The 19987-nt window shown below is 71.5% G+C and carries 22 protein-coding genes and 2 pseudogenes; 15 read left to right on the forward strand and 9 right to left on the reverse strand.

Going from position 1 to position 19987, the window contains the following annotated elements; all coding sequences use genetic code 11:
* The first annotated feature begins 26 nt into the window (after positions 1-26).
* From ACZ47G_RS31745 to ACZ47G_RS31755, 3 genes and pseudogenes are all read left to right on the forward strand, one after another.
* Complete coding sequence (locus ACZ47G_RS31745; protein ID WP_465748609.1) at positions 27-956, forward strand: SDR family NAD(P)-dependent oxidoreductase; 930 nt, start codon at positions 27-29, stop codon at positions 954-956.
* 240 nt (positions 957-1196) lie between these two features.
* A pseudogene (locus ACZ47G_RS31750) lies at positions 1197-1801 on the forward strand (winged helix-turn-helix domain-containing protein).
* Between the two features lie 194 nt (positions 1802-1995).
* Positions 1996-2874 carry a hypothetical protein gene (locus ACZ47G_RS31755; RefSeq protein ID WP_465748611.1) on the forward strand — a complete coding sequence of 293 codons (879 nt, stop codon included), beginning with the start codon at positions 1996-1998 and terminating at the stop codon, positions 2872-2874.
* A 100-nt stretch (positions 2875-2974) separates the two neighbouring features.
* On the opposite strand, the gene ACZ47G_RS31760 is transcribed toward ACZ47G_RS31755, so the two are convergent.
* Both ACZ47G_RS31760 and ACZ47G_RS31765 read right to left on the reverse strand, forming a co-directional pair.
* Positions 2975-3166 carry a hypothetical protein gene (locus tag ACZ47G_RS31760; RefSeq protein WP_465748613.1) on the reverse strand — a complete coding sequence of 64 codons (192 nt, stop codon included), beginning with the start codon at positions 3164-3166 and terminating at the stop codon, positions 2975-2977.
* A gap of 158 nt (positions 3167-3324) precedes the next feature.
* A complete protein-coding gene (locus ACZ47G_RS31765; RefSeq protein WP_465748615.1) occupies positions 3325-3498 on the reverse strand; it encodes a hypothetical protein in 174 nt (57 codons plus the stop codon).
* A 30-nt stretch (positions 3499-3528) separates the two neighbouring features.
* On the opposite strand from ACZ47G_RS31765, the gene ACZ47G_RS31770 reads away from it, so the two are divergent.
* A complete protein-coding gene (locus tag ACZ47G_RS31770; RefSeq protein ID WP_465748617.1) occupies positions 3529-3735 on the forward strand; it encodes a hypothetical protein in 207 nt (68 codons plus the stop codon).
* Between the two features lie 127 nt (positions 3736-3862).
* Entirely contained in the window at positions 3863-4849 is a 987-nt protein-coding gene (locus ACZ47G_RS31775) for an Acg family FMN-binding oxidoreductase (protein ID WP_465748619.1), read from the forward strand.
* A gap of 212 nt (positions 4850-5061) precedes the next feature.
* On the opposite strand, the gene ACZ47G_RS31780 is transcribed toward ACZ47G_RS31775, so the two are convergent.
* A complete protein-coding gene (locus ACZ47G_RS31780) occupies positions 5062-7104 on the reverse strand; it encodes a jacalin-like lectin (RefSeq protein ID WP_465748621.1) in 2043 nt (680 codons plus the stop codon).
* A gap of 79 nt (positions 7105-7183) precedes the next feature.
* Between ACZ47G_RS31780 and ACZ47G_RS31785 the strand changes: the two genes are divergently transcribed.
* Entirely contained in the window at positions 7184-7351 is a 168-nt protein-coding gene (locus ACZ47G_RS31785; RefSeq protein WP_465748623.1) for a hypothetical protein, read from the forward strand.
* A 348-nt stretch (positions 7352-7699) separates the two neighbouring features.
* Here the strand turns inward: ACZ47G_RS31785 and ACZ47G_RS31790 are convergent.
* A pseudogene (locus ACZ47G_RS31790) lies at positions 7700-7924 on the reverse strand (hypothetical protein); the annotation flags it as partial.
* 328 nt (positions 7925-8252) lie between these two features.
* Here ACZ47G_RS31790 and ACZ47G_RS31795 point away from each other — a divergent pair.
* Positions 8253-8801, forward strand: coding sequence for a hypothetical protein (locus ACZ47G_RS31795; RefSeq protein WP_465748625.1), 549 nt, complete (start codon positions 8253-8255; stop codon positions 8799-8801).
* Positions 8802-9270: 469 nt separating this feature from the next.
* Here the strand turns inward: ACZ47G_RS31795 and ACZ47G_RS31800 are convergent, their stop codons facing one another.
* Complete coding sequence (locus ACZ47G_RS31800; protein WP_465748627.1) at positions 9271-10758, reverse strand: protein kinase domain-containing protein; 1488 nt, start codon at positions 10756-10758, stop codon at positions 9271-9273.
* A gap of 90 nt (positions 10759-10848) precedes the next feature.
* Positions 10849-11142, reverse strand: a complete 294-nt coding sequence (locus ACZ47G_RS31805) for a hypothetical protein (RefSeq protein ID WP_465748628.1) — start codon at positions 11140-11142, stop codon at positions 10849-10851.
* Positions 11143-11454: 312 nt separating this feature from the next.
* Between ACZ47G_RS31805 and ACZ47G_RS31810 the strand changes: the two genes are divergently transcribed.
* Positions 11455-12339, forward strand: coding sequence for a hypothetical protein (locus ACZ47G_RS31810; protein WP_465748629.1), 885 nt, complete (start codon positions 11455-11457; stop codon positions 12337-12339).
* Between the two features lie 148 nt (positions 12340-12487).
* Here the strand turns inward: ACZ47G_RS31810 and ACZ47G_RS31815 are convergent, their stop codons facing one another.
* Complete coding sequence (locus ACZ47G_RS31815; protein ID WP_465748631.1) at positions 12488-12934, reverse strand: hypothetical protein; 447 nt, start codon at positions 12932-12934, stop codon at positions 12488-12490.
* Between the two features lie 295 nt (positions 12935-13229).
* A complete protein-coding gene (locus tag ACZ47G_RS31820) occupies positions 13230-14213 on the reverse strand; it encodes a pirin family protein (RefSeq protein WP_465748633.1) in 984 nt (327 codons plus the stop codon).
* 138 nt (positions 14214-14351) lie between these two features.
* Between ACZ47G_RS31820 and ACZ47G_RS31825 the strand changes: the two genes are divergently transcribed.
* The 6 genes from ACZ47G_RS31825 to ACZ47G_RS31850 all read left to right on the forward strand — a co-directional run bounded on the left by ACZ47G_RS31825 (position 14352) and on the right by ACZ47G_RS31850 (position 17999).
* Positions 14352-14840 (forward strand): carboxymuconolactone decarboxylase family protein, encoded by a 489-nt coding sequence (locus ACZ47G_RS31825; protein ID WP_465748635.1) that lies wholly within the window; start codon positions 14352-14354, stop codon positions 14838-14840.
* Positions 14841-14952: 112 nt separating this feature from the next.
* Entirely contained in the window at positions 14953-15444 is a 492-nt protein-coding gene (locus ACZ47G_RS31830; RefSeq protein ID WP_465748637.1) for a serine hydrolase, read from the forward strand.
* Positions 15445-15804: 360 nt separating this feature from the next.
* Positions 15805-15930 (forward strand): lasso RiPP family leader peptide-containing protein, encoded by a 126-nt coding sequence (locus ACZ47G_RS31835; RefSeq protein ID WP_465748639.1) that lies wholly within the window; start codon positions 15805-15807, stop codon positions 15928-15930.
* A 2-nt stretch (positions 15931-15932) separates the two neighbouring features.
* Complete coding sequence (locus tag ACZ47G_RS31840; protein WP_465748641.1) at positions 15933-17345, forward strand: asparagine synthase-related protein; 1413 nt, start codon at positions 15933-15935, stop codon at positions 17343-17345.
* Positions 17318-17575 carry a lasso peptide biosynthesis PqqD family chaperone gene (locus tag ACZ47G_RS31845; RefSeq protein WP_465748643.1) on the forward strand — a complete coding sequence of 86 codons (258 nt, stop codon included), beginning with the start codon at positions 17318-17320 and terminating at the stop codon, positions 17573-17575. Before ACZ47G_RS31840 ends, ACZ47G_RS31845 begins: the two co-directional genes overlap by 28 nt.
* 46 nt (positions 17576-17621) lie before the next feature.
* Positions 17622-17999 carry a lasso peptide biosynthesis B2 protein gene (locus ACZ47G_RS31850; protein ID WP_465748653.1) on the forward strand — a complete coding sequence of 126 codons (378 nt, stop codon included), beginning with the start codon at positions 17622-17624 and terminating at the stop codon, positions 17997-17999.
* Between the two features lie 75 nt (positions 18000-18074).
* Here ACZ47G_RS31850 and ACZ47G_RS31855 read toward each other — a convergent pair whose 3' ends face one another.
* Positions 18075-19286 (reverse strand): C40 family peptidase, encoded by a 1212-nt coding sequence (locus ACZ47G_RS31855; RefSeq protein WP_465748645.1) that lies wholly within the window; start codon positions 19284-19286, stop codon positions 18075-18077.
* A 183-nt stretch (positions 19287-19469) separates the two neighbouring features.
* Between ACZ47G_RS31855 and ACZ47G_RS31860 the strand changes: the two genes are divergently transcribed.
* Positions 19470-19853, forward strand: coding sequence for an SH3 domain-containing protein (locus tag ACZ47G_RS31860; RefSeq protein ID WP_465748647.1), 384 nt, complete (start codon positions 19470-19472; stop codon positions 19851-19853).
* The last annotated feature ends 134 nt before the right edge of the window (positions 19854-19987 follow it).

Here is a 19987-nt window from a genome sequence, read left to right on the forward strand (position 1 = left end):
CGCCCCGAAACACGAGGAGTCCAACCATGACCCGGATCACCACGCCCTTCGGATTCGCCAGCACCGCCGCCGAAGTCAGCCACGGCGTCGACCTCACCGGCCGCCGCGCACTGGTCACCGGCGCCTCCTCCGGCCTCGGCGCGGAGACCGCCCGTGCCCTGGCCCGCACCGGAGCCGCCGTCACCCTGGCCGTGCGCGACCTCGAGGCCGGCGAGCGAGTCGCCAAGACCATCGCCGAGACGACCGGTAACCGGGGCCTGGACGTCGCCCACCTGGACCTCGCCGACCTCGACTCCGTCCGGTCGCTCACCACGGCCTGGAGGGGACCGCTGCACATCCTGGTCAACAACGCCGGCGTGATGGCCTGCCCCGAGGAGCACACCGATCAGGGCTGGGAAAGGCAGTTCGCGACCAACCACCTCGGCCACTTCGCCCTCGCCACCGGCCTGCACGACGCGCTCGCCGCCGACGGCGCCGCCCGCATCGTCGCCGTCAGCTCCTCCGGCCACCAGCTCTCCCCCGTGGTCTGGGACGACGTCAACTTCGCCTTCCGCCGCTACGACCCGTGGCTGGCCTACGGCCAGTCGAAGACCGCCAACGTGCTCTTCGCGGTGGAAGCCACCCGCCGCTGGGCCGCGGACGGCATCACCGCCAACGCCGCGATGCCCGGCGCCGTCTACACCAACCTTCAGCGCCACACCGAAGGGAAGGGCAGCGGGAGCGTGCCGGCCGAACTGATCAAGACCGTCGAGCAGGGCGCGGCCACCTCGGTCCTGCTGGCCGCCTCCCCGCGCCTGGAGGGACTCGGCGGGCGCTACTTCGCGGACTGCAACGAGGCACCGGTACTCGACCGACGCGGCACCCCACTGCAGGGCGTGGCGCGCTACGCCCTCGACCCGGCAGGCGCCCGCCGCCTGTGGACGCTCTCGCAGGACCTGCTCGCGGTCGCCACCTGAACCTCACGCCGTCGACGACGCTCTCGGTCCGGGCCCGTCCGGCAACGCAACAACGCCGACCAACCCGACTCCCGGCCAGCGCCGCTCAACCGCCAGATGGAGCGCTCACTCGCCAACTCAAGCGCTCAGTCACACGCACCCCTTGAGTTGGGGTGCTGCGGCAACCGCTACTGAACTTGATCGGGTGATGTCGGGCTGTTCGCCGGACACCGTGCAGGGGGCTTCGGCAGTCCTGTTGGGGTGAGATATCCGCAGGGCGGCGGCTTGACCGACGCCGAGAGGGCCGGGCGGGAGCGGATCCGGCTCCAGGCTGTGACTGGCTTCGAGGCCGGCGAGAAGACCCGGGAGATCGCTGCCTCGTTGCGGGTCTCGGACGGTCGGTGGAACGCTGGCGGCGCCAGTGGCGCGAGGAGGGCCTGGACGGGTTGGCGTCGAAGGGATCGCCTGGCCGGCCGCGACTGTCGGACATGCAGGTAGCCAAGCTGGAGCGGGAGTTGGATCGCGGGCCGCTGGCACATAGGTGGGCCGACCAGCGGTGGACGCTCGCTCGGATCAAGACACTGATCGGACGCCTGTTCCAGGTGAGCTACACGGTGGAGCGCACCTGGCCACTCCTGCGGCGGCACGGCTGGTCGTGGCAGCAGCCTGCCCGGCGGGCGATCGAACGCGACGAGCAGGCGGTCGAGAGCATCTGGTCGCTGGTCAAACGCGACATCGGCAATCTCGCCGCAGCCGATCTCGGCCAGATCACCCGCGCCGTCAAGCGCAGGCTCAAGCAGATCCAGTACCGTCCAGACCTGGTCAACGGCTGCCTGGCCGGCACCGGCCTGATCATGGACGACTGACCAACAGCACGCATTCGGAGCCAGCGCCGCCCACCCGGATGACCGTTGAAACACGATCACTGGACCACTTCAAGGGACATGACCCTGACCCCGGCCACCCACCTGGTCGGCACGACTCCACTCTCTGGGCACCGGAGCCTCCGAGCTGCCGAAAACTGATGACCGACAGCCTCCCGCTCGGTCATCCTGACCCCATGGGAGACAGAGCCAACATCATCGTGGTCCGCGAGAACAGCAAACATGAGCTGTACCGGACCGGCTGGGCGGTCGGAATCGACCTGGACTTGCTGGATGGGCCGGCGGCGGTTCTCGCCATGCTTCCGGGACTCCGCCAGGACGGCTGGTGGCTGGACGACACCATGGCCCAAGGCGGGGTGCTGCTCGACCTCGGCCGGAAGGTGCTCCTTTTCTTCGCTTGGGAGGGACCGAGCACTGAGCTCCGCCACCGCGCGGCCGTGTTCGAGCTGATTCGAGCGGCGTGGCCGGGCTGGGAGATCCGCTGGCTGTACGACGGCGCGGCCGAACTGCGAGAGCACGTCGGGCTGGACCCCGAGTACGTCCGCTGCCGCGATTCGGACCTCTCCTTGGCCCCGTTCCTCGCACCCGGAGATGAGGACCTGGCCTGGCCCGACCCGGGCGGCGTGGTGGTCACGGTCGGCGCCGGTCGCAGCCACATCGCCTCCAACGCTTTCGACCACCCCGTCCGAGAGGGGGTATCCCTGCTCGACCGCCTGGCAGATGCCCCCAGGCACGAAGTTTGCTGCCTGCACGTCAACTCCGGTATCCACCTCGACCCGGAGCGCCGCCGATTGGGCTGGTGGTCCCTCTACTCCTCCCCACAGGCCTACCAGGTACCAAAGTTGTGGCCGGGCTGGACGGTGGAGTTCTGGCAGGACGACTGGGCACGGCATGTCAGGGCCTGCAACCGCTTCTCCCCGGCGCCATTCGACACCGGAGAGGAAGCCAGGGTCGCAGTGCTCGCCGAGGCCGGGGAGCGCCGGGCCAGCCGAGCACGCCACCAGGCCCAGGTCACCCACCTGCGGACCGCATCGCCTCATCGCCTGGCGCGCTGACCGGAGTCGGCCTGATCACGAACGGCTGATCGACATCACCAATTCAAGCTCAGTAGAACCCAAGTTCCGGAACAGGGCGCCTCGACGGTTCGTATCGGACTCAGTCACCGGACATCCGCTGCTGCTTTGCCCCGGCATTGACCTCGGTGACCTTGAACTGCAGCTTTGCATTCCGCCCGTTCCCGAACCGGTACGGGACGAGGCCGACCGCGGGCGCCTCGCGATGGACCCACTGTACGGACATGTTCAGATGCTCTGCGGTCTGCTTGACGGTCATGAACTGCGAAAGCACGGACTCTCCTCTGAACAGGCCGGTCGCCCTGGGTGCGACCGAAGAAGCCCAAAGGTGCTTCTTCAAGGACGATCTGGGAGCACCGTGATCCCGTGGTACGTCGCTCTCGTACCACCCTCGACCGCCATCAGCTCAGCTTCGTCGAAGCGGGCGGCACGCTACGGCTGAATGTCGCCGAGGCCGGCGCCGTCGAACTCACCACCCTCCACCGGTTCAGCAACCGCGAGCAGGCCGGCCGCCCGTTCGGGCGGGAGGCCGGGGGCGGTGACTTCGATGGTCACCGAGGCGATCCGGGCCGGGCGACCCTGGGCCATGGTGAAGTCGGCGGTCACGTGGAGGCATCGGAACAGGGGAGAGGGAAGGTGAGTCCGGTGATCGTCTCGGAGACAGTGGAGTTCCACGTCGGCGACCGCGTCTGCGTCTACCGCGAGTCCTCCTACGGCAGGATCGAGAATGCCGTGGTCGTGGACGCCCCGGCGGACCACAGCCTCCGGCTGGAGTTCGCCGACGGACACCGCAACCACCTTCGCACCGGGCACGTCGAGCTGCCGGCCCCGGCCGTCCGGTGAGGAGCACGCTCTCAGCACTCAGTGCCGCACGGCCGAAGCGGTCAGGGCCGTTGGACCCTCGACCGATGCCGCGGTCCGGTGGATGCTCGAATCACCGGCGCTCCCCGCCGGCAGGGAGTGAACCACCATGACCACCGAAACCGCCCTCACCACCGCGGACCTCCGCCTGCTGGCCGAAGCCGGCGGTGCGGCGCCCTCGCTGCACAACAGCCAGCCATGGCGCTTCCGCCCCACGCCCGACCTGCTCGGCCTGGAGGTCCACGCCGACCTGCGCCGGGCCGTCCCGGCCGCCGACCCCGACCGCAGGGCGCTGCACATCTCGATCGGCGCCGCCCTGTTCAACCTGCGCGTGGCCGCCGCCCACCTCGGCCGCGAGGCCGTCGTCCACCTCCTACCGGGAGGCGAGGACGCCCAGCCGCGCGCCGTGCTCGACCTGTCCGCACCCACCCGCACACCGCGGCCCTTCGGCGCGGACCTCTACCCGGCCGTCGCCGGGCGCCACTCCAGCCGCCAGCCGTTCACCAACCGGGACGTACCCGAGGCGCTGGTCGCCGACCTCATCACGGCAGCCCGGGACGAAGGCGCCACGCTCACCATGCTGGAGGAGCACGGCGTACGCCGGGTGCTCGCCCTCACCGCCGAGGCCGAGGCCCACATCGCCGCCGACGTCACCCGCGAGGCCGAAACCCGCAACTGGCTGCGCCTGGAACCCTCCTGCGACGGCATCCCGCTCGCCGCGCTCGGCTCGCACGACCGCGACGCCCGCGTCCCGATGCGCGGCTTCGCCGGCCACCCGCCGCGCCACACCACCCCGGCCGAACGCTTCGAGGCCCTTCCCCAACTCGCCACCCTCGCCACCCACTTCGACCACCAGGCCGACTGGCTGCGCACCGGGCAGGCGATGGAGCGGGTCTGGCTGCTCGCCACCGTCCACGGCCTGCGCGCCTCCGTCCTGCACCAGGCCGTCGAGATCCCCGACACCCGCTGGCGCCTGCGCGACCCCGCCGAGGGGCCCGGCCACGTCCAGCTGGTGCTGCGCCTCGGATACGGGCCGCCCGGTGCGGCCAGCCCCCGCCGCCCGGTGGAGGAAGTCCTCGGCGAGGCCGATGACTGACGGGGCCGCCCGAGCGGCCCTGCCCGCCGGCGGCCTCGCTGCGCGCGGACGATGACCACCGAGCAGTGGCGTGCTGCGCGCAGCACGTGCCGACCGAGCCGAGCAGGGCCCGGGTGAAGCCGCCGCGGGCGATCTCCAGTCGGCGGGCCATCCCGCCGGAGAACGTGGAGACCAGTCGCTCCACCGGTCCTCCGGCGCGACCGGGTGCGCGGTCAGCCAGGCCCTGGTGCTCCAGACCCGTCGCGCGTTTCCTGCTCCGGTTCGGCGATCAGCCCGATTGAGCCGAGGTACCGGGCGGCGCCGTTGTTCCCGAGGGAAATCGTGCCGAAGGACCCCGACACCCGCTCGCCCTCCCCGACGCACTGGCTGAACGGAACCCGATTCACGGAGTACGACATGGTTCCGAAGGGACCGTGGATCCTGCCGCTACGGGTGCGGAGCGCCAACTGCAGGATGTAGTTCGCGCCGAACCAGGACCCGTGGAATCCGGTGATCTCCACCAGCGGGTCGTCCCGCTCGATGACGACGTCCGTGAACCCCGTCGTCCTATCGCCGTGTACCCGCAGTGGTGTGGGTTCATCGCCGTAAGACCCTTGGATCCCGTCGACGATGTCGCCGTGGAACACGCGGACTCCCGCAAGACGGAGACCCCCGGTCCGGTTCTCGGCGGAGTCGTCGAATTCCTCTGCCACTGACGTCGGATGACCACTGGGCCCGACTCGGCGCGGTGCGCCCCCGTCCGCCTCCACCCCCGGCGCCGAAGCAGGGGCCACCGGAACGCCCGTCGGTCGATCGTTCCACTCCAGCCCGCCTTGGCCCCTGGCCTCGTCCCAGACGTGGTGGGAGTACCAGCCGGCTTCCAGATGGGTGGCGAAGCGCTCCAGGACGGACAGCCAGTTCTCGGCGCGAATGTGGTCGGGGTCTGGGTCGCACCCCTGGTCGGAGTAGATCAGCCGACCCGGCACGCGTGCGGGGTCGAGGTCGAGCACGACCAGGGAGCCGTCGCCTTCGTACGCCAGGGGAACGCACGCGCGCCACTGCTCGTCCCAGTCGCCGAACGCGCCACCGACCTGTTCGTGGAGCCGCGAGACGTCGAAGTGGCCACAGCTGTCCCGGTCGGCGCCGGGGATGTCGATGCTGCGGTGGATGAGCAGGGAGGCGGCGAAGTCGTCCGGCAGCCGGTAGCCGAGTTTCGCCTCGGCGACGTCGATGTCCAGCCGGCTCGCGGGAGCACCGAGCCCACCGAGGAGCGCCGGCGCCACGTCGGCGAGCGCGGCCTCGATCCGCTGCCACGCCTCGGCGACCGCCGCACCCACCAGCGGCGCGGGGGCCTGCCCGCTGGTCTGCGGTGCGCCGAGTAGCAGAGTCTCCGCCGCAGTCCGCGACGGCGGCGGAAGCATCGCCGCGGCGTCCAGGCGGAGCTTCATCTGACGTGATTCGTCGCGCACCAGCGTCCACAGTGCCGCATCGACCTGCGCGGCAGGCTCTTCCCCGGCCGTGCGCACCACGTCGGCCAGATCCGGTCCGCTGGTCGCTGACAGGTAGGCGGCGGGCTCCAGCATCAGGGAGGCGATCGCGACGCGCACCGCGACCGGCACCGCCTCCGGCGCCAGCGCCGTCAACGGCTGGGTGACCAGCCCGACCGGAACCCCGCCGGCCACCACGGTCTCCAGCGCCTCGCATGCGGCCAGGTGGTGCTCGGCGCCCAGCTTCGCCATCGTCGCCGCCGCCTGCCCGGCCTGTTCCCACCCCTCGGTGGCGCACTGGGCCAGGCGGGCCAGCGCCTCGGCGGCGTAGTCCGGGCCGAGTCCCGCGTAGCCGACGGCGGCGAAGTTCAGCACCGTCCGCATGTGCGCGGCGGCGAACGGGGCCCGGGTGGCCGGGGCCTGCCCAGGGTCCAGCAGCCCCAGTGCGATCAGCAGCGCCAACTCCTCATAGTCCGGGTCCGGGGTGTACCAGTCCGGATAACGGGTCAGGACCGGGTCGCTGGACCGGTCGACCAGGTACCCGCGCACCCGCGCCGCCGCCTGACCACGCGCCTCGGGAACCAGCTCGGTGATCGCTCTCGCCGCCGTAGGGCGGTGGTCCGGGCCGTGGTCCAGTAGGTGGATCAGGATGGCGCTGATCTCGGCGTGCCGCTGCGGGGCCGCCGCGAGCTGCTCCCGCGCCGCAGCCACTGCCAGATCGACGTCATTGACCGGGCCCGTCGGCAACAGCCCCACCACCGGGCACGGCCCGTCCGCTTCCACGACCACGATTGCTCCCATGCGCTAGCCCGACCGGCTTCTCACCCCGCAAGCCGAGAGGAGACCTTATCGGCCCAAGCCGACCGGCATGATCGTCACGGACGCCGTCCTGGCCGGCCTCGGCACGGTGATCGTGCTCGGCTTCGGCGCGGAGGGCGCCTGCGCGCTGCGCCGCCGCGCGCTGGACCGGCGGGCGGCGCGGGGCTGGGAGGCCTCCTGGGAGCAGGTGGGGCCGGGATGGTCCGGGCGCCGGTGACGGCGGCCGAGGCGCCGATCTCGATCAGGGAGTCCAGGCCGAAGCCGGCCAGCGCGACCGATTGGGCGTCGATCGCGGCGACCGCGAGGACCACGATGCCGATCACGTCCCAGCCCAGCGTCGTGCACTCGAGGGCGAATCCCCGGCGGAGCAGGGCGTGGCGGGGACTCTGGTCCATGTCGGTCACGGCCGGATACTTCCAGAGCCGGACCCGCCGCCGGGGGCGTCAAAGGTGGGAGCCGAGGGCGTCAGAGGTGGGAGCCGAGGGCGTCAGAGGTGGAAGTGTCGGGTCTCGCCGGGGCGGATCGTCGCCTCGGTTCCGCGTAGACGGATGCGGACCGGTTCCTCCCGGGCCTGGCGGCAGGCGACGTCGAGGCGCCGGTGGCGGTAGCGGAGCGCGGTGCGGGCCAGTTCGGGGAAGCGCAGGTTGAGCAGCCGCAGGACGAACAGCTCGTCCCGGAAGACGTGTCCCCGGTACGCCTCGCCGTGCAGCCCGCGGGCCGGGATGCCGACGTCCAGGTCGACGGAGTGCTCGGAGTACGTCTGGAGCAGGTGGAACAGGCTCAGGTACAGCGGGCCGAGGCCGTCGAAGTCGGCCTCGATCCACCCGCCGGCTCCCTAGCACAATTCGTCCGGGCGAACGGCCAGCCGTGGACCACCTCCGGGCCCAACACGGGGGTAGGGGAACCCGTTGCGATCAGCACTTCGCCACGCCGATGGCGGATGGGACAGTCACCTGGATCGAGCGGCTCACCGATCCGCCCCAGCGCCCTGACCGGCGCACGGCGGCTCGTGCGCCCCCGCCTTGAGCTGCGGATCGCACCGGTTGTCAAGATGCCTTGACAGTGCGTCACAGGCCGAGAACCCTGATGCGGTACTCCACGGACGCAAGGGATGCGGCATGCCATGGGTTGACGAGAGCAGGCGCCACCGGGGTTTCCCGGCTGCGGTGTTGCCGGACGGCAGTGAGCCGGCGCCGCTGCCGGACGGGCGCACCACCTGGTGGCTCTACAACGGCGCGGACGGTCCCCGGGCCGCCGCCGTGCGCGGCGGTTGCGGCTGCGGCTGGCGGGGTGAGCGGTTGCACCTGTTGGACTTCGGCGATGACGAGGCGACCGAGGCGGTGGGCGAGGCCACCGGGCCGTTCGCGGATTGGGAGGCGCACGTCGACCTGGCCGAGGGCGTGGTGCCGCGCGAGGTCGAGGAGTTGCTCGCGGCGCTGGTCGACCGGATCTGCGACCTGACGGAGAGCAGGCCGTACGCCGCCGCCCGTGCGGCCGCCCGGTTCGAGCGGGCCGCCGGTTCGACCGCGCTGCTGGCCGGCCGTAAGGCCCGCAGCAGCATGATGACCTGGGAGTACATCGGCCGCGCCTTCGGCTGCGGGCCGCAGGAGGCGCTGGAGCGGTTCGGCGAGACGCTGAACGACGTCGGCGGGGGCGATGAGGCGTAGGCCGCGGGTATTCACGCGTGGCGCAGGCGGCTGGTGGGTCCGGACGCCGCCGTCCGGACCCACCAGCATGTTGTCGACCAGCTCAGCACCGTACGGCTACGCGGGCCGGCCCTCGTCGTGCCACCCGCCTGGTACGGCCAGGCTGATCAGGCGTGAGCCGTTGAGGGAAGGGCCGACCGCCCGACCGCGTGCGTCGCGAGCGGGTGGGCGAGGTGCGCGCTGGTGGCAAGGAGGTCTTCGCGCGCGAGAGGACTGACGTTGTCCAAGACGGTGCTTCTCTGCACTTCACTCAATCGGGTGATGCGGCGGGCCGGTCCGGCGGCGCATGATCTCTCACCGGTGATCACCTGGGTTCCGATGCCACACGGTGTCCGTCAGGTGCACTCGCGTCGCGCACGGCGGTCTAGCGGATCAGAGCCCGCGGGGCGGGCGAATCCGCAGACTGATCACAATCGAACGCGCGCGGGCTTCAAGGTGCTGCGATGGCGGGAGAGTTGTATAGGTCAACCATCGTGCGCACTGGGAGCGGCAACCAATCGCCTGTCGACTGGTCGCTTGGGGATAGCAGTTCGAGTACTTGGGTCGCAGTCGGACGGCGGCTGGGATCGTGGTCGAGGCACCCGGTGATGACATCGACAAACCGAGAGGGTAACAAGCTGAGGGCAGACTCCAGGGATTCGCCGTCCGGGAGCGGCGCGGCTCCGGCGGCATGGCAAAGCACCATGCCGAAGGCGTAGAGATCCGTGGCATGTGTGATCGGCGCGCCTGTGAGCTGTTCCGGAGCGAGGAACCCCTGCGTGCCGAGGACATAGTTGGTGCTGGTGAGTCCGATGCTGTCGAGGGCGCGAGCGATGCCGAAGTCGATGATGCGGGGCCCTGAGCCGGAGATGATGACGTTGCTTGGCTTGAGGTCGCGGTGGACAATGCCGCGGGAGTGGATGCGCTCAAGCGCTTCGGCGACGCCGACAGCGAGAGTGTGCAGGGTCCTCGGGGGCAGGGCCCCTTGCTGGCTGAGGACCTCGTGCAGTGATGGGCCGGGGATGTACTCGGTGGCCAGCCAGGGCGGGTCGCCGTGGGGATCGGCGTCGACCACTGACGCGGTGTGGAACCCGCCGACGAGGCCTGCGGATTCGATCTCGCGGGCGAAGCGTTTCCGGAAGGTCGTATCCTCGGCGAGCTCCCGCCGGATGACCTTTACCGCGACCAGGCGCTGCCCCGGCGACTGGCCGAGGTAGACCGTGCCCATTCCGCCTTGCCCCAGTACCGCCGTCAGCCGGTAGCGGCCGATGCGGCGAGGATCATCCTGCCGCAGCGGACGGTGCCCGGGGACGATGCCCGACCGCACGAGCGATTGCGGCGCACCAGGTGCCGCCCCATCACCATCTGTCGGGGCGACGGGACCCCCGTACCGGTCAGCGCGAACCTGCTGCGGTGTCGGATCCTGGACGGGGGTCGGCAGTGTGCCCATCTTGCACTCGACTCGGTGGACCCGGATGCCCCAGCGGGCGGTGTCCCGATCAAGCGCAGCGAGCAGGTCCGTGGTGATCTCCTCCCGGGAGTTCAGGGCCCGTTCGAGGTCCATGCCGTCGATGGTGCGGCGCATCGTGGCTACCGTGAGCTGCTCGATTGCCTGGACGTAGCTGGTCACGCCGTAGGTGGCGGCCCTTGCATCGGACACCTGGTAGGAGACGATGATGTCGATGTCGACGCGTCGATTGTCCTGCGTGACCACCTGCTGCTGCGGAACCGCCATGACCTGTTCACGCAGGTCAACCCGGAAGCGAACTTTGTCGATGATCGGGATGACGAAGTTCAGGCCGGGGTCCAGCGTGCGGCTGTAGCGCCCAAAGCGCTCCACGATGGCGGCGCTGGCCTCCCGAACGATGCAAACCGTTTTGAACAACGGCCTGATGACGAGCGCCACCAAGATGATCAAAACGATGAGGACCGGCTCCACAGCAGCTCTCCCCCTCCTCAGGTTCCCTGCCCTGACGCCAGCTCGCGCCGGGCAGCAGTCTTCCAGATCTACCCCATGATTTGATTGTCTTCACGAACATGAACTGGCCAGTGGGCAAAGCGCTTTGCGGCGAACGTGGCTATGTCGGCATTCAAGCTGTTTCGGTGGGGATGGGGTTGTTCGTGGCGCGGGAATGCCCAGGTCGATGACGGGCCCGCGAGTGAATCGCTCCGTTTCGTCCCTCTCCGAGCGGAGGAGCGCAAGGGTGAGGTCCAGACCTTCGATCTCCCCGAACCAGCCTTCGGCTTCTGCGCGTTCGCGGCGGGTGAGGAGGTCGGTTTCGAGTTCGTTGAGCCGGCCGAGCGTCTTGTTGACGTTGAGCATCGGGCAGCGGATGCAGGCTTCTCTGAACTACGAGGTGAGAGCGACAGCCGAGGTTCGGTCGTTCGCTGGCTGCGCACGGGTGGTGACAGAGGATCTGCACCGGTTCGGGGCGGCGCTCGCCCCCGGGGCTGAGGTCGATGGGGGCGAGGACGGGCGGCAATCCGCTCGCGCGTCGTTTGCTCGGCCGCGTACGGTCTGCGCATGACGAGGACCACGCCGACCAGACCGGTGTCCGTGGAGGCCGTATTCCCGGAGCTGGCCCCCTACCGAGCCCGGACTACCCGGTTGCACCCCAGACCGGGGCGGCCCGGCATGCGCGACAGTCACGTCGGCGGGCCGATGCTGTGGCCGGACGGCGAACAATGGCCGCTCTGCCACGAGCCGCACCTGCGCGAGACCGAGGGATACGCACCGGAGGAGATTCGCAGTGCCCGCGCCGCAGAGGTCTGGCCGCCGAGCCGGCCGTGGCCCCCCGCGGGTACTCCCGGACTGGACGGTCCGGTGCCCTTCGTGGGGCTGGCCCAGTTCTTCCGCCGTGACATCCCGGGCCTTGTCTGCGGGCCTGACGGCGCGGACCTGGTTCAGCTCTTCCGCTGCCCTTCCACCCACGGCCCGTACTTGGAGCGCCGCTACCGCCTGCGGTGGCGACAGGCCGGGCAGACTGAGCACGCGGAACGCTTCCTCGCCGCTTCGCCCGAGGTGCCCATGCTTCGGTGGGAGCACGAACTCCCCGAGCCGTGTGTCCTGCACCCGGAAGAGGTGGACACGTATCCCTGGGCGGAGGACGACACGCTGCCCGCCTCGCTGATCGCGCGCATTGACGCGTGGGACGACGGCCAGGTAGCGGAACACGGCCCCGACGCCCCCAGCTACCAGTACGACCTGTCGATCCCTCCCGGCTGGCGCGTCGGTGGCTACCCCAGCTGGGCGTCGACGGGCCCGATGGCCATCGACTGCGCGTCCTGCGCGACCCCCATGCGGCTGCTGCTGACGGCCGAGGGCTACGAGATGGACGCCGGCTCGCACAGCTGGGTGCCACTGGAGGACCGTGACCCGACCCTGAGGGGCAAGGCATCGATCCGGGGTGGCCAATCCGTTGCCCAACCCACTCGGCTCCGCTTCGGCCGGGACCGGGACCTGCACGTTTTCACCTGCCCGGCCGACCCTGGACACCCGCCCCGATGGGTGCTCGCCTAGGGAGTTTGGCGGCGAAGGACCATGGACGCCTCCTAGCGAAGTCTCGACGCTTCGTCCCACCGACGCAGGCACCGCCACCCCGGGCGCGTTCACGGCTCCTCCCGAAACCTCGGGACCGGGAGGTCGACTGACGGCCTGGCCGTGCTCCTCATGATCTGCGCGAGTTTGTCCTCGGCGCCGGCCAGGCTGACCCGGAGTCCTTCGACCTCGCCGAGCCAGCCTTCGCGTTCGGCTTCAGCGATGCGGGCGCGATGAGGTTGTCGCGGATCTCCTCAAGGCGGCCCCGTTGGGCCGGGTCCGGCCTGAGGAGTGCACATCTGACACAAGCGTGCTCATGAACACACGGGGTGGAAAATGCGCGGCCGCAAGTACCGATGGACACCTTGCGCTTCTCGAAGTGCGCGAGGAAAGCATCCCACTCCTCCTCGGTAGGAGTCCGGTATTCCTCGCTGGGCCGGGTGGCCCGGCGGCGGGCGATGAAGGCCCGGTGCGCCTCGATCGTCTCGGCCGGGTAGACGGCCTTGTAGCCCATCGTTGTATCGATGTTCTTGTGCCCGCAGATCACTTGGGCGATGTGCGGTGGGAGGCCGTTCATGATGGCGTCGGTGACGAAGATCCTGCTTGTGTCCGCAGAGGCCGTGTGCGGATCAGTCCGTGTTGGTTTTGAGCTGGCGGCATGCGGAGGTGGCGTTCGCGATGCTCGCTCCCGGCTGTGTTTCATTGCAGACGTATTGATGTGAGGCAGACCACGCTTCTGGCTGACGCCCCTGGACCGCGCCGGTCATGCCTCCTCGATGTGCTCGACGAGTCGCTGATGTTCCTTCAGCTCGATGGTCCGGGCAGCGCTCGTGGCCCGGGCCACCGCACCCCCCGATTGCGTGACACGCAGGTCAGCGGGTGCGTCCGCGGGGCTTGAGGGGGATTCCCGGGAGCTCCGGGGCGGGAAGGCGGTCGCCGGGGTAGCCCTGGACCTCGCCGAAGCGAGCGGGGTTCGTGGAGCTCATCCACTCCTCGCGCGCTCGGGCGATGTCTTCGTGGGACCGCCCGATGAAGTTCCACCACATGACGATCTGCTCCTCGAAGGGCGTGCCGCCGAGGAGGACGAGCCGGGTGGGGGCGTCGGCGGTGTTGGTGACGGTCAGGGTGGTGGGGCCGGGGGCGAGGTAGCCGAGGTCGCCGGGGTGGAGGTCGGTGCCGGCCAGGCGGACCTCGCCGTGGTCGACGAGGACGCCGTGTTCGAAGGCGGGGTCGACGGCCAGGGTGACGGTGGCGTGCGGGGCGAGGGTGAGTTCGGCGCCGAGCAGCGGGGTGAAGGTGGGGACGGGGGAGGTGTGGCCGGCCAGGGCGCCGAGGAAGACGCGCAGTTCGGCGCCGTCGAGGATGACGGTCTCGGGGGCGTGGTGGTGGAAGTCCCGTGCGGTGTGGCGGTGTTCGTCGGGCAGGACGACCCAGAGCTGGACGCCGTGCAGCACGGTGGTGGCGGGGGTGGAGACCTCGGAGTGGCAGATGCCGTGGCCGGAGGTCATCAGGTTGAGCTCGCCGGGGCGGACGTAGGCGTGGACGCCGAGGCTGTCCCGGTGCTCGATCTCGCCGGTGAAGAGCCAGCTGACGGTCTGGAGGCCGGTGTGGGGGTGCGGGGCGACGTCCATGCCGCCGGTGCGGGCGACGTCGTCGGGGCCGTAGTGGTCGACGAAGCACCAGGCGCCGATCAGCCGGCGGGAGCTGTGCGGCAGGGTGCGGCGGACGGTCATCGCGCGCGGTCCGCCGAGTGGGACGTCCCGGGGGGAGAGCACCTCGACGGGCGGGGCCTCGTACGGGTCCTGCTGGTCCTGCGGTGCGGCGGTGGGGCGCGGCTCGGTCTCGGCGGTGCTCACGGCGGGGTCCCTCCCGGTGCGGTGTCGACGTGGGTGGTGAGGCGTCGATCACTTGTTAGTTCTAGATTCAACTATTATGCATGACAGAGTGGCGAACGGCAGTGAGCCAATGATCGCAGTGGGAGTCGAGGAGTCCAGGTGAGTGAAGTGACGGTGGTTCCGGCGGAGCGGCGGGTGTTCATCGACAAGCAGAGCCCCAAGGCCTACAAGGCGCTGCTCGCCGCCGCCGAGGCGGCCAAGGAGGTCGCGGCCGAGGCCGGGCTGGACCGACGGCTGGTGGAGCTGGTCAACCTGCGGGTCTCCCAGATCAACGGCTGCGCCTACTGCCTGCACGTTCACACCCGGGCCGCGCTGCGCGAGGGCGAGACCACCCAGCGCCTCGGCGTGCTCCCTGCCTGGCGGGGCACCGAACTGTTCACCGCCCGGGAGCGTGCGGCGCTGGCTCTGGCGGAGGCGACCACCAGCCCGGCGGACGCGGCCCTGCAGGAGGTCGCCTACGGGCAGGCGCGGGAGGTGTTCAGCGAGGAGGAGCTCTCGGCGGCGGTCTGGGTGGCGATCACCATCAACTCCTTCAACCGGGTCTCGATCATGAGCAAGCACCCGGTCCGCCCGATGCCGGGGGTCTGAGCGCGGAGCCCGTCGGCGGCCGGTCGGATCCCCCGTTCGGCGTAGTGACTACGTTGGTGGGAGTACGACCGGTCCTCCCGGTGGAAGATGACGGTGCATCAGTCCGGCGGCGATGCTGTGGACCCGGAGTCGGGCGCGCATCCTGCGGACGCTCGGGACGGCCGCGACGTACTCCCCCGGCACGGCCACCGACATCCGGGGCCCGCACGCCCACGGGTACTGGACGCTCGCCGAGGGCCCGCCCCCGGAGGACCGCAGCGACCGGGACGTCACGGTGGCCAGCGTGACCTGGGCGAATTCGGCGGGGGAGCTGATATCCACCCTGTCCGACCTGAACCGCTTCGAGCAGGCCCCGCTGGGCGATCGCCTGCTGTCAGCCGAGCTGATGCGGCAGATGCGGACCACCATCCCCGCGCAGGCCGACGGCGGCCCCGTGGTGCTGTCGTACGGCCTGGGGCTGGCGCGGCCGGAGCTGTCCTGCGGGCCGGTGTACGGGCATGACGGCGGGATGCCGGGATTCAGCACCCAGCTGTGGAGCTCGGGGGACCGGCAGGTCGCGATGTCCGTGACCTCCAGGGGCGACCAGGCGCAGGCCGTCGAGTAGCTCATCGCGCAGGGCGGCTTCCCGGAGGAGGCCTTCTGCGGGCACCGCGGGGGTGGGGGTGAGGTCCGGCCGAGGCCTCGTTGAACTGAGCTGAGCTGAGCCGGGGCGGGGCGGGCGCGGTGCGGACCTGCGGCCAGGAGGGTGAGGGTTTGGCCGGATCCGTTCCCTCCGCCCGCAGCCCTCGCCTCCCGTCACTCGGGTGGTCAGCAGTCCCGGGGCCGGGCCGTGCTCCCTGCCGGGCGCCGCAAGGTTCCGACCGAAGCCCCCGGCGGCGCTTGTCCGGCCGGGAGGTGGCGGGGAACAGTGGAGTGACCGGCCGGTGGTCCAGTCCAATTCGCCCGTGAACGAGAGGACACCGTCATGACCGACGTGTACGAGCCCCCGATGCTGATCGAACTCGGTGACTTCGCGGATCTCACCCTGGGCGTCGACTGGGGCAACCAGTCGGACGTCCACGGCTGGTACACCGCGCCCCCGGCGGCCTAGCAGTGAGCGGTCACCGGCGGACCTGGTTCGTGGTCCTGCCGGACACCGAAGCCGGGTCCGCGGTGGCCGCGGTGTGGGGCGCGGCGGGTTGCCGCGCCCTGCACCACCCCAGCGGGCGGCCCTGGGTCCTCGGCCACTGGACCGCCGACGAACTCGTCACCGCGCAGGCCGGACCGGTGGTGCTGGCCGTCCTCGGCACCTGCGACACCGACCCGGACGGGCTGCGCCGCCACGCCGAACGCGTTCGCGACCCGCAGGACGCCTTCGCCCTCGGTCGAGACCTGGCCGGCGGCTTCCACCTCCTCACCACCGTGCACGGCAACGTGACCGCGCGCGGCTCGCTGTCCGGCCTCCGCCGACTGCACCTGGCCGACGTCGACGGCGTCCCCGTGCTGTCCGACCGGGCGGACGTGCCGGCCGCCGCGGCCGGCCTCGCCCCGTCCGTCGAGCGGCTCGCGCTGCGGCTCGCCCACCCGCTGCCCCATCCCCTCGACGCGCTGCCGCTCTGGCCCGCCCGCGGGGCCCGGCTGCGGATGAGCGGCGAGGGCGGCGACGAAGTCCTCCAGACCTTCCCGGCCTACCTGCGCACCCTCCTTCGACGGCACCCGGCCACCGCCGCCCGCCACCTGCGCGGACACCGGGCCCGGCTGCGCTGGACGTCGGCCGACGCCCTGCGCGCCCTCGCCGACCCCCGGCCGTACCCGGCCTGGCTGGCGCTCGCCGCCGAGCGCCTCACCCACCCCGATCCGCCGAGCACCCAACTGCTCGGCTGGGGCACGGAACCCCGGCTGCCGCCCTGGGCCACCGCCCGGGCCGCGGAGCTCGTCCGCGACGAGCTGCTGGCCGTCCGGGGCGCGGCGGCCGGACCGCTGGCGCCGGAGCACGGCCAGCACCAGGTGCTGAGCGCGGTCCGGCACAGCGCGGCGGCCGTGCGGCAACTGATCGACATCACCGCCCGCGCGGGTGTGCCGTACAGCGTGCCGTTCCTGGACGACGAGGTGCTGGACGCCTGCCTGGCGGCCGGGACCACCGTGCGGGGGACGCCCTTCGCATACAAGCCGCTGCTCACGGCGGCCCTCGCGCCGGACGTACCGGCAGACCTGCTCCGGCGCACCGGCAAGGGGGACTTCACCGTCGACACTCACCAGGGGCTGGCCCGGCACCGGGCCGGACTCGCCGAGCTCGTCGAGGACAGCACCCTGGTCCGGGCCGGGCTGGTCGACGCCGAGGCACTGCGGCGGGCCTGCCTCGGGCTGTTCCCGACCGGCACCTCGTACGCGGCCCTGGACGCGACGATCGCCGCCGAGCACTGGCTCCGCGCCCACGGAACCAGCCCGAGTGCCGTTGCCCCGACCACCGCTCGCCCAGCACCGTCGAAGGAGTCCGAATGGCCGTCCGATTGCGCCCGGATGTGACGCTCACCCCCACCGACGACGGTGCCGTGGTGCTGGACGAGCGCTCCGGCCGCTACTTCCAGCTGAACCGCACCGGACTGCGGATCCTGCGGTCCCTGCTGAACGGGCGGACCGCCGAGGAGATCGCCGCCGACCTCGGCAGCCGGTTCCCCGTCACGGCCGACCGGGCGCTCGCCGACGTCGACCGGCTGCACGAGAGCCTCCGCGCCGCCGGGCTGGTCACCGGATGAGCCTGCGCGCCCACGCCGCCCGGGGGGCCTGCCGCCCTGGTACCGCCTGCCGCTCGCGCTCGCGGCGATCGGTGCGGCCCGGCTGATCGAGTGGCTCCCCCCGGCCCGGATCCGCCGGGTGATGCTCGGCCTGCGGTGCGGCGCTCGGCCCGCGAGCCGGGCCGAGGCGCTGGCCGCCCGGCAGGCCGTGGTCGCGCTGAGCATGCGCTGCGCCGGTCAGGGCTGCCTCCAACGCTCCATCGCCGCAGCGTTGTTGTGCCGGACGCGGGGTGCCTGGCCGACGTGGCGCACGGGCGTCCGCACGGCACCGTTCCGGGCCCACGCGTGGATCGAGGCCGACGGTGACCCCGTCGACGAGCCGGCTGAGCTCGCCCGCTTCCACCCCGTGATCACCGTCGCGCCGGAGCCCCGGCCGGGCTGGTGACCGGCCGGGGCTCCCGCCGCGAGGCGCCCCCAGGGGCGGCCGGACTCGGCAGGTGGAGAGTGAGCAGGTGGGAACTCAGCAGGTGGGGACGCCGGGCAGCCAGTCCGGGCCCTTGATGTAGATGTTGGTCATCCATGAGCCGTCGGTGAGGCGGGACCAGGCGTCGTTGGTGTAGCCCTCGGCGGTCACCGTCTGGGCGTGGGCCTGGCAGACCACGTTGACGGTGGTCGGCTGCGGGAAGTAGTCCACGACGCCGGCGTTCACGTTGGCCTCGGAGTGGGTGCGCACTCCGGTGCCCCAGGTCTGGAACGCCTTGCTGCCGCCGCTCGGCGGCGGGGTGGAGGTGCCGCCGCAGTCCGGGACGCCCGGCAGCGACGCCGGGCCCTTGATGTAGATGTTCGTCAGCCAGGAGCCGTCGGACAGCCGGGACCAGATGTCGTTGGTGTAGCCCTCCGCGGTGACCGTCTCGGCGTGCTCCTGGCACATCACCGACACCTGGCCGGGACCGGGGAAGGTGTCCACGACGGACGCGCCGACGCTGGGGGAGGAGTGGGTGCGCACGCCGGTGCCCCAGGTCTCGAAGGTGGTGCCGCCGTTGGCGGGCGGGGGCGGCACCGTGCCGGAGCCGTCGATCCGGACGGCCCCCGCGTAGTCGCCGCCGGTGCGCACCGGCGTGACCCGGATGTGGGTGCCCGACTGGTAGGCCTCCACCATCTGTCCGGCGCCTATGTAGACGGCGACGTGGTGGACGTGGCCGCTGCCCCAGAACATCAGGTCGCCGGGGAGGAGGGGCGCCGAACCCTGGGTCGCGGAGAACCTGGCCGACGCGTGCGAGGTGTGGAACTGGTCGTCGGCCGTGCCGTTGAGCAGGTCGTTCCCGGTGGCCTGGGCGTAGGCGTACCGGGTCAGCCCGGAGCAGTCGAAGCCCTTCCGCTCGTTGTCGTGCTGGCTGGCCGGGTCGACGCCGTCGTAGTAACCGTAGGTGGCGCCGGGCGTGGCGCCGTGGCCGCCGCCCCAGCTGTACCAGACGCCGAGCTGGCCGCACGCGGCGCGGACGGCGGCCTCGGCGGTGGCCGACGCGCCCGGGGCGAGGACGTCGCAGGCGGCCTGCTCGGAGGCGGGGGCTGCGGCGGGGGAGGTCGCGGGGGAGGCCGTCGCGGCGTACGCCGTCACGGGCAGGGAGGCGGAGAGGGCGAAGGCGGCGACGGCGGCCAGCGTACGGCCGGCGGTGCGTCGCGTCCTGGTGGTCGTGTTCACGGTGCACGTCCTCGGTCGGCGGTGTGTCATCCGGGGGACCGCGCCGGGGACGTGGCGGTATGCGCGGGCCGTGGTGATGTGCGTCACACCGCCCGGAGGGAGGGGCGCTCATATCCGCCGGGCCCGTCCGCCGTCTCCCGGATGTCCCGCCGCGCGGCGGAGGCGTTCCGTGTCAGCCGTTCCGTGTCAGCCGTTCCGTGTGAGGAGAGTGCCGTGTCCCGCTTCCCGTTCCTCCGCCGCTCCGCCGCCGGGCCCGCCGCCGTGATGGTGGCCGCCGCGGCCGTGCTGCTGGCCACCGCCCCGACGGCCGGAGCCGTGACGGCCCCCGTCGACGGCGCGCCCACGTTCGGTCCGTACAGCGTCACGGCGTACGAGACCGTCAACATCCGCACCGCGCCGAACACCTCCTCCCGGGCCTTCGACCGGATCCGGGCCGGGGAGACCCGTACGGACGCCCTCTGCTGGACCCACGGGGAGACCGTCCGGGACCACGGCTACACCAACGACGTGTGGATCGGCTTCACCGAGGGGTGGGCCAGCGCGGTCTACCTCAAGGGGGACGAGTACGCGGGGCTGCCGGCCGATGCGAGGTGCTGAGCCGGTGCGACACGGCGGGGGCGGGGGTCGTGGCCCCGCCCCCCCCGTGTCGCACCGCCCGGTCCTCGGGTCCAGAGGTCGGCCAACGCGGCGCTCACCTTTGCGAGGCCGCACCCCCCGTTGTGCTGCACCCT

It is taken from the genome of Kitasatospora sp. NPDC030952 (assembly GCF_055571335.1).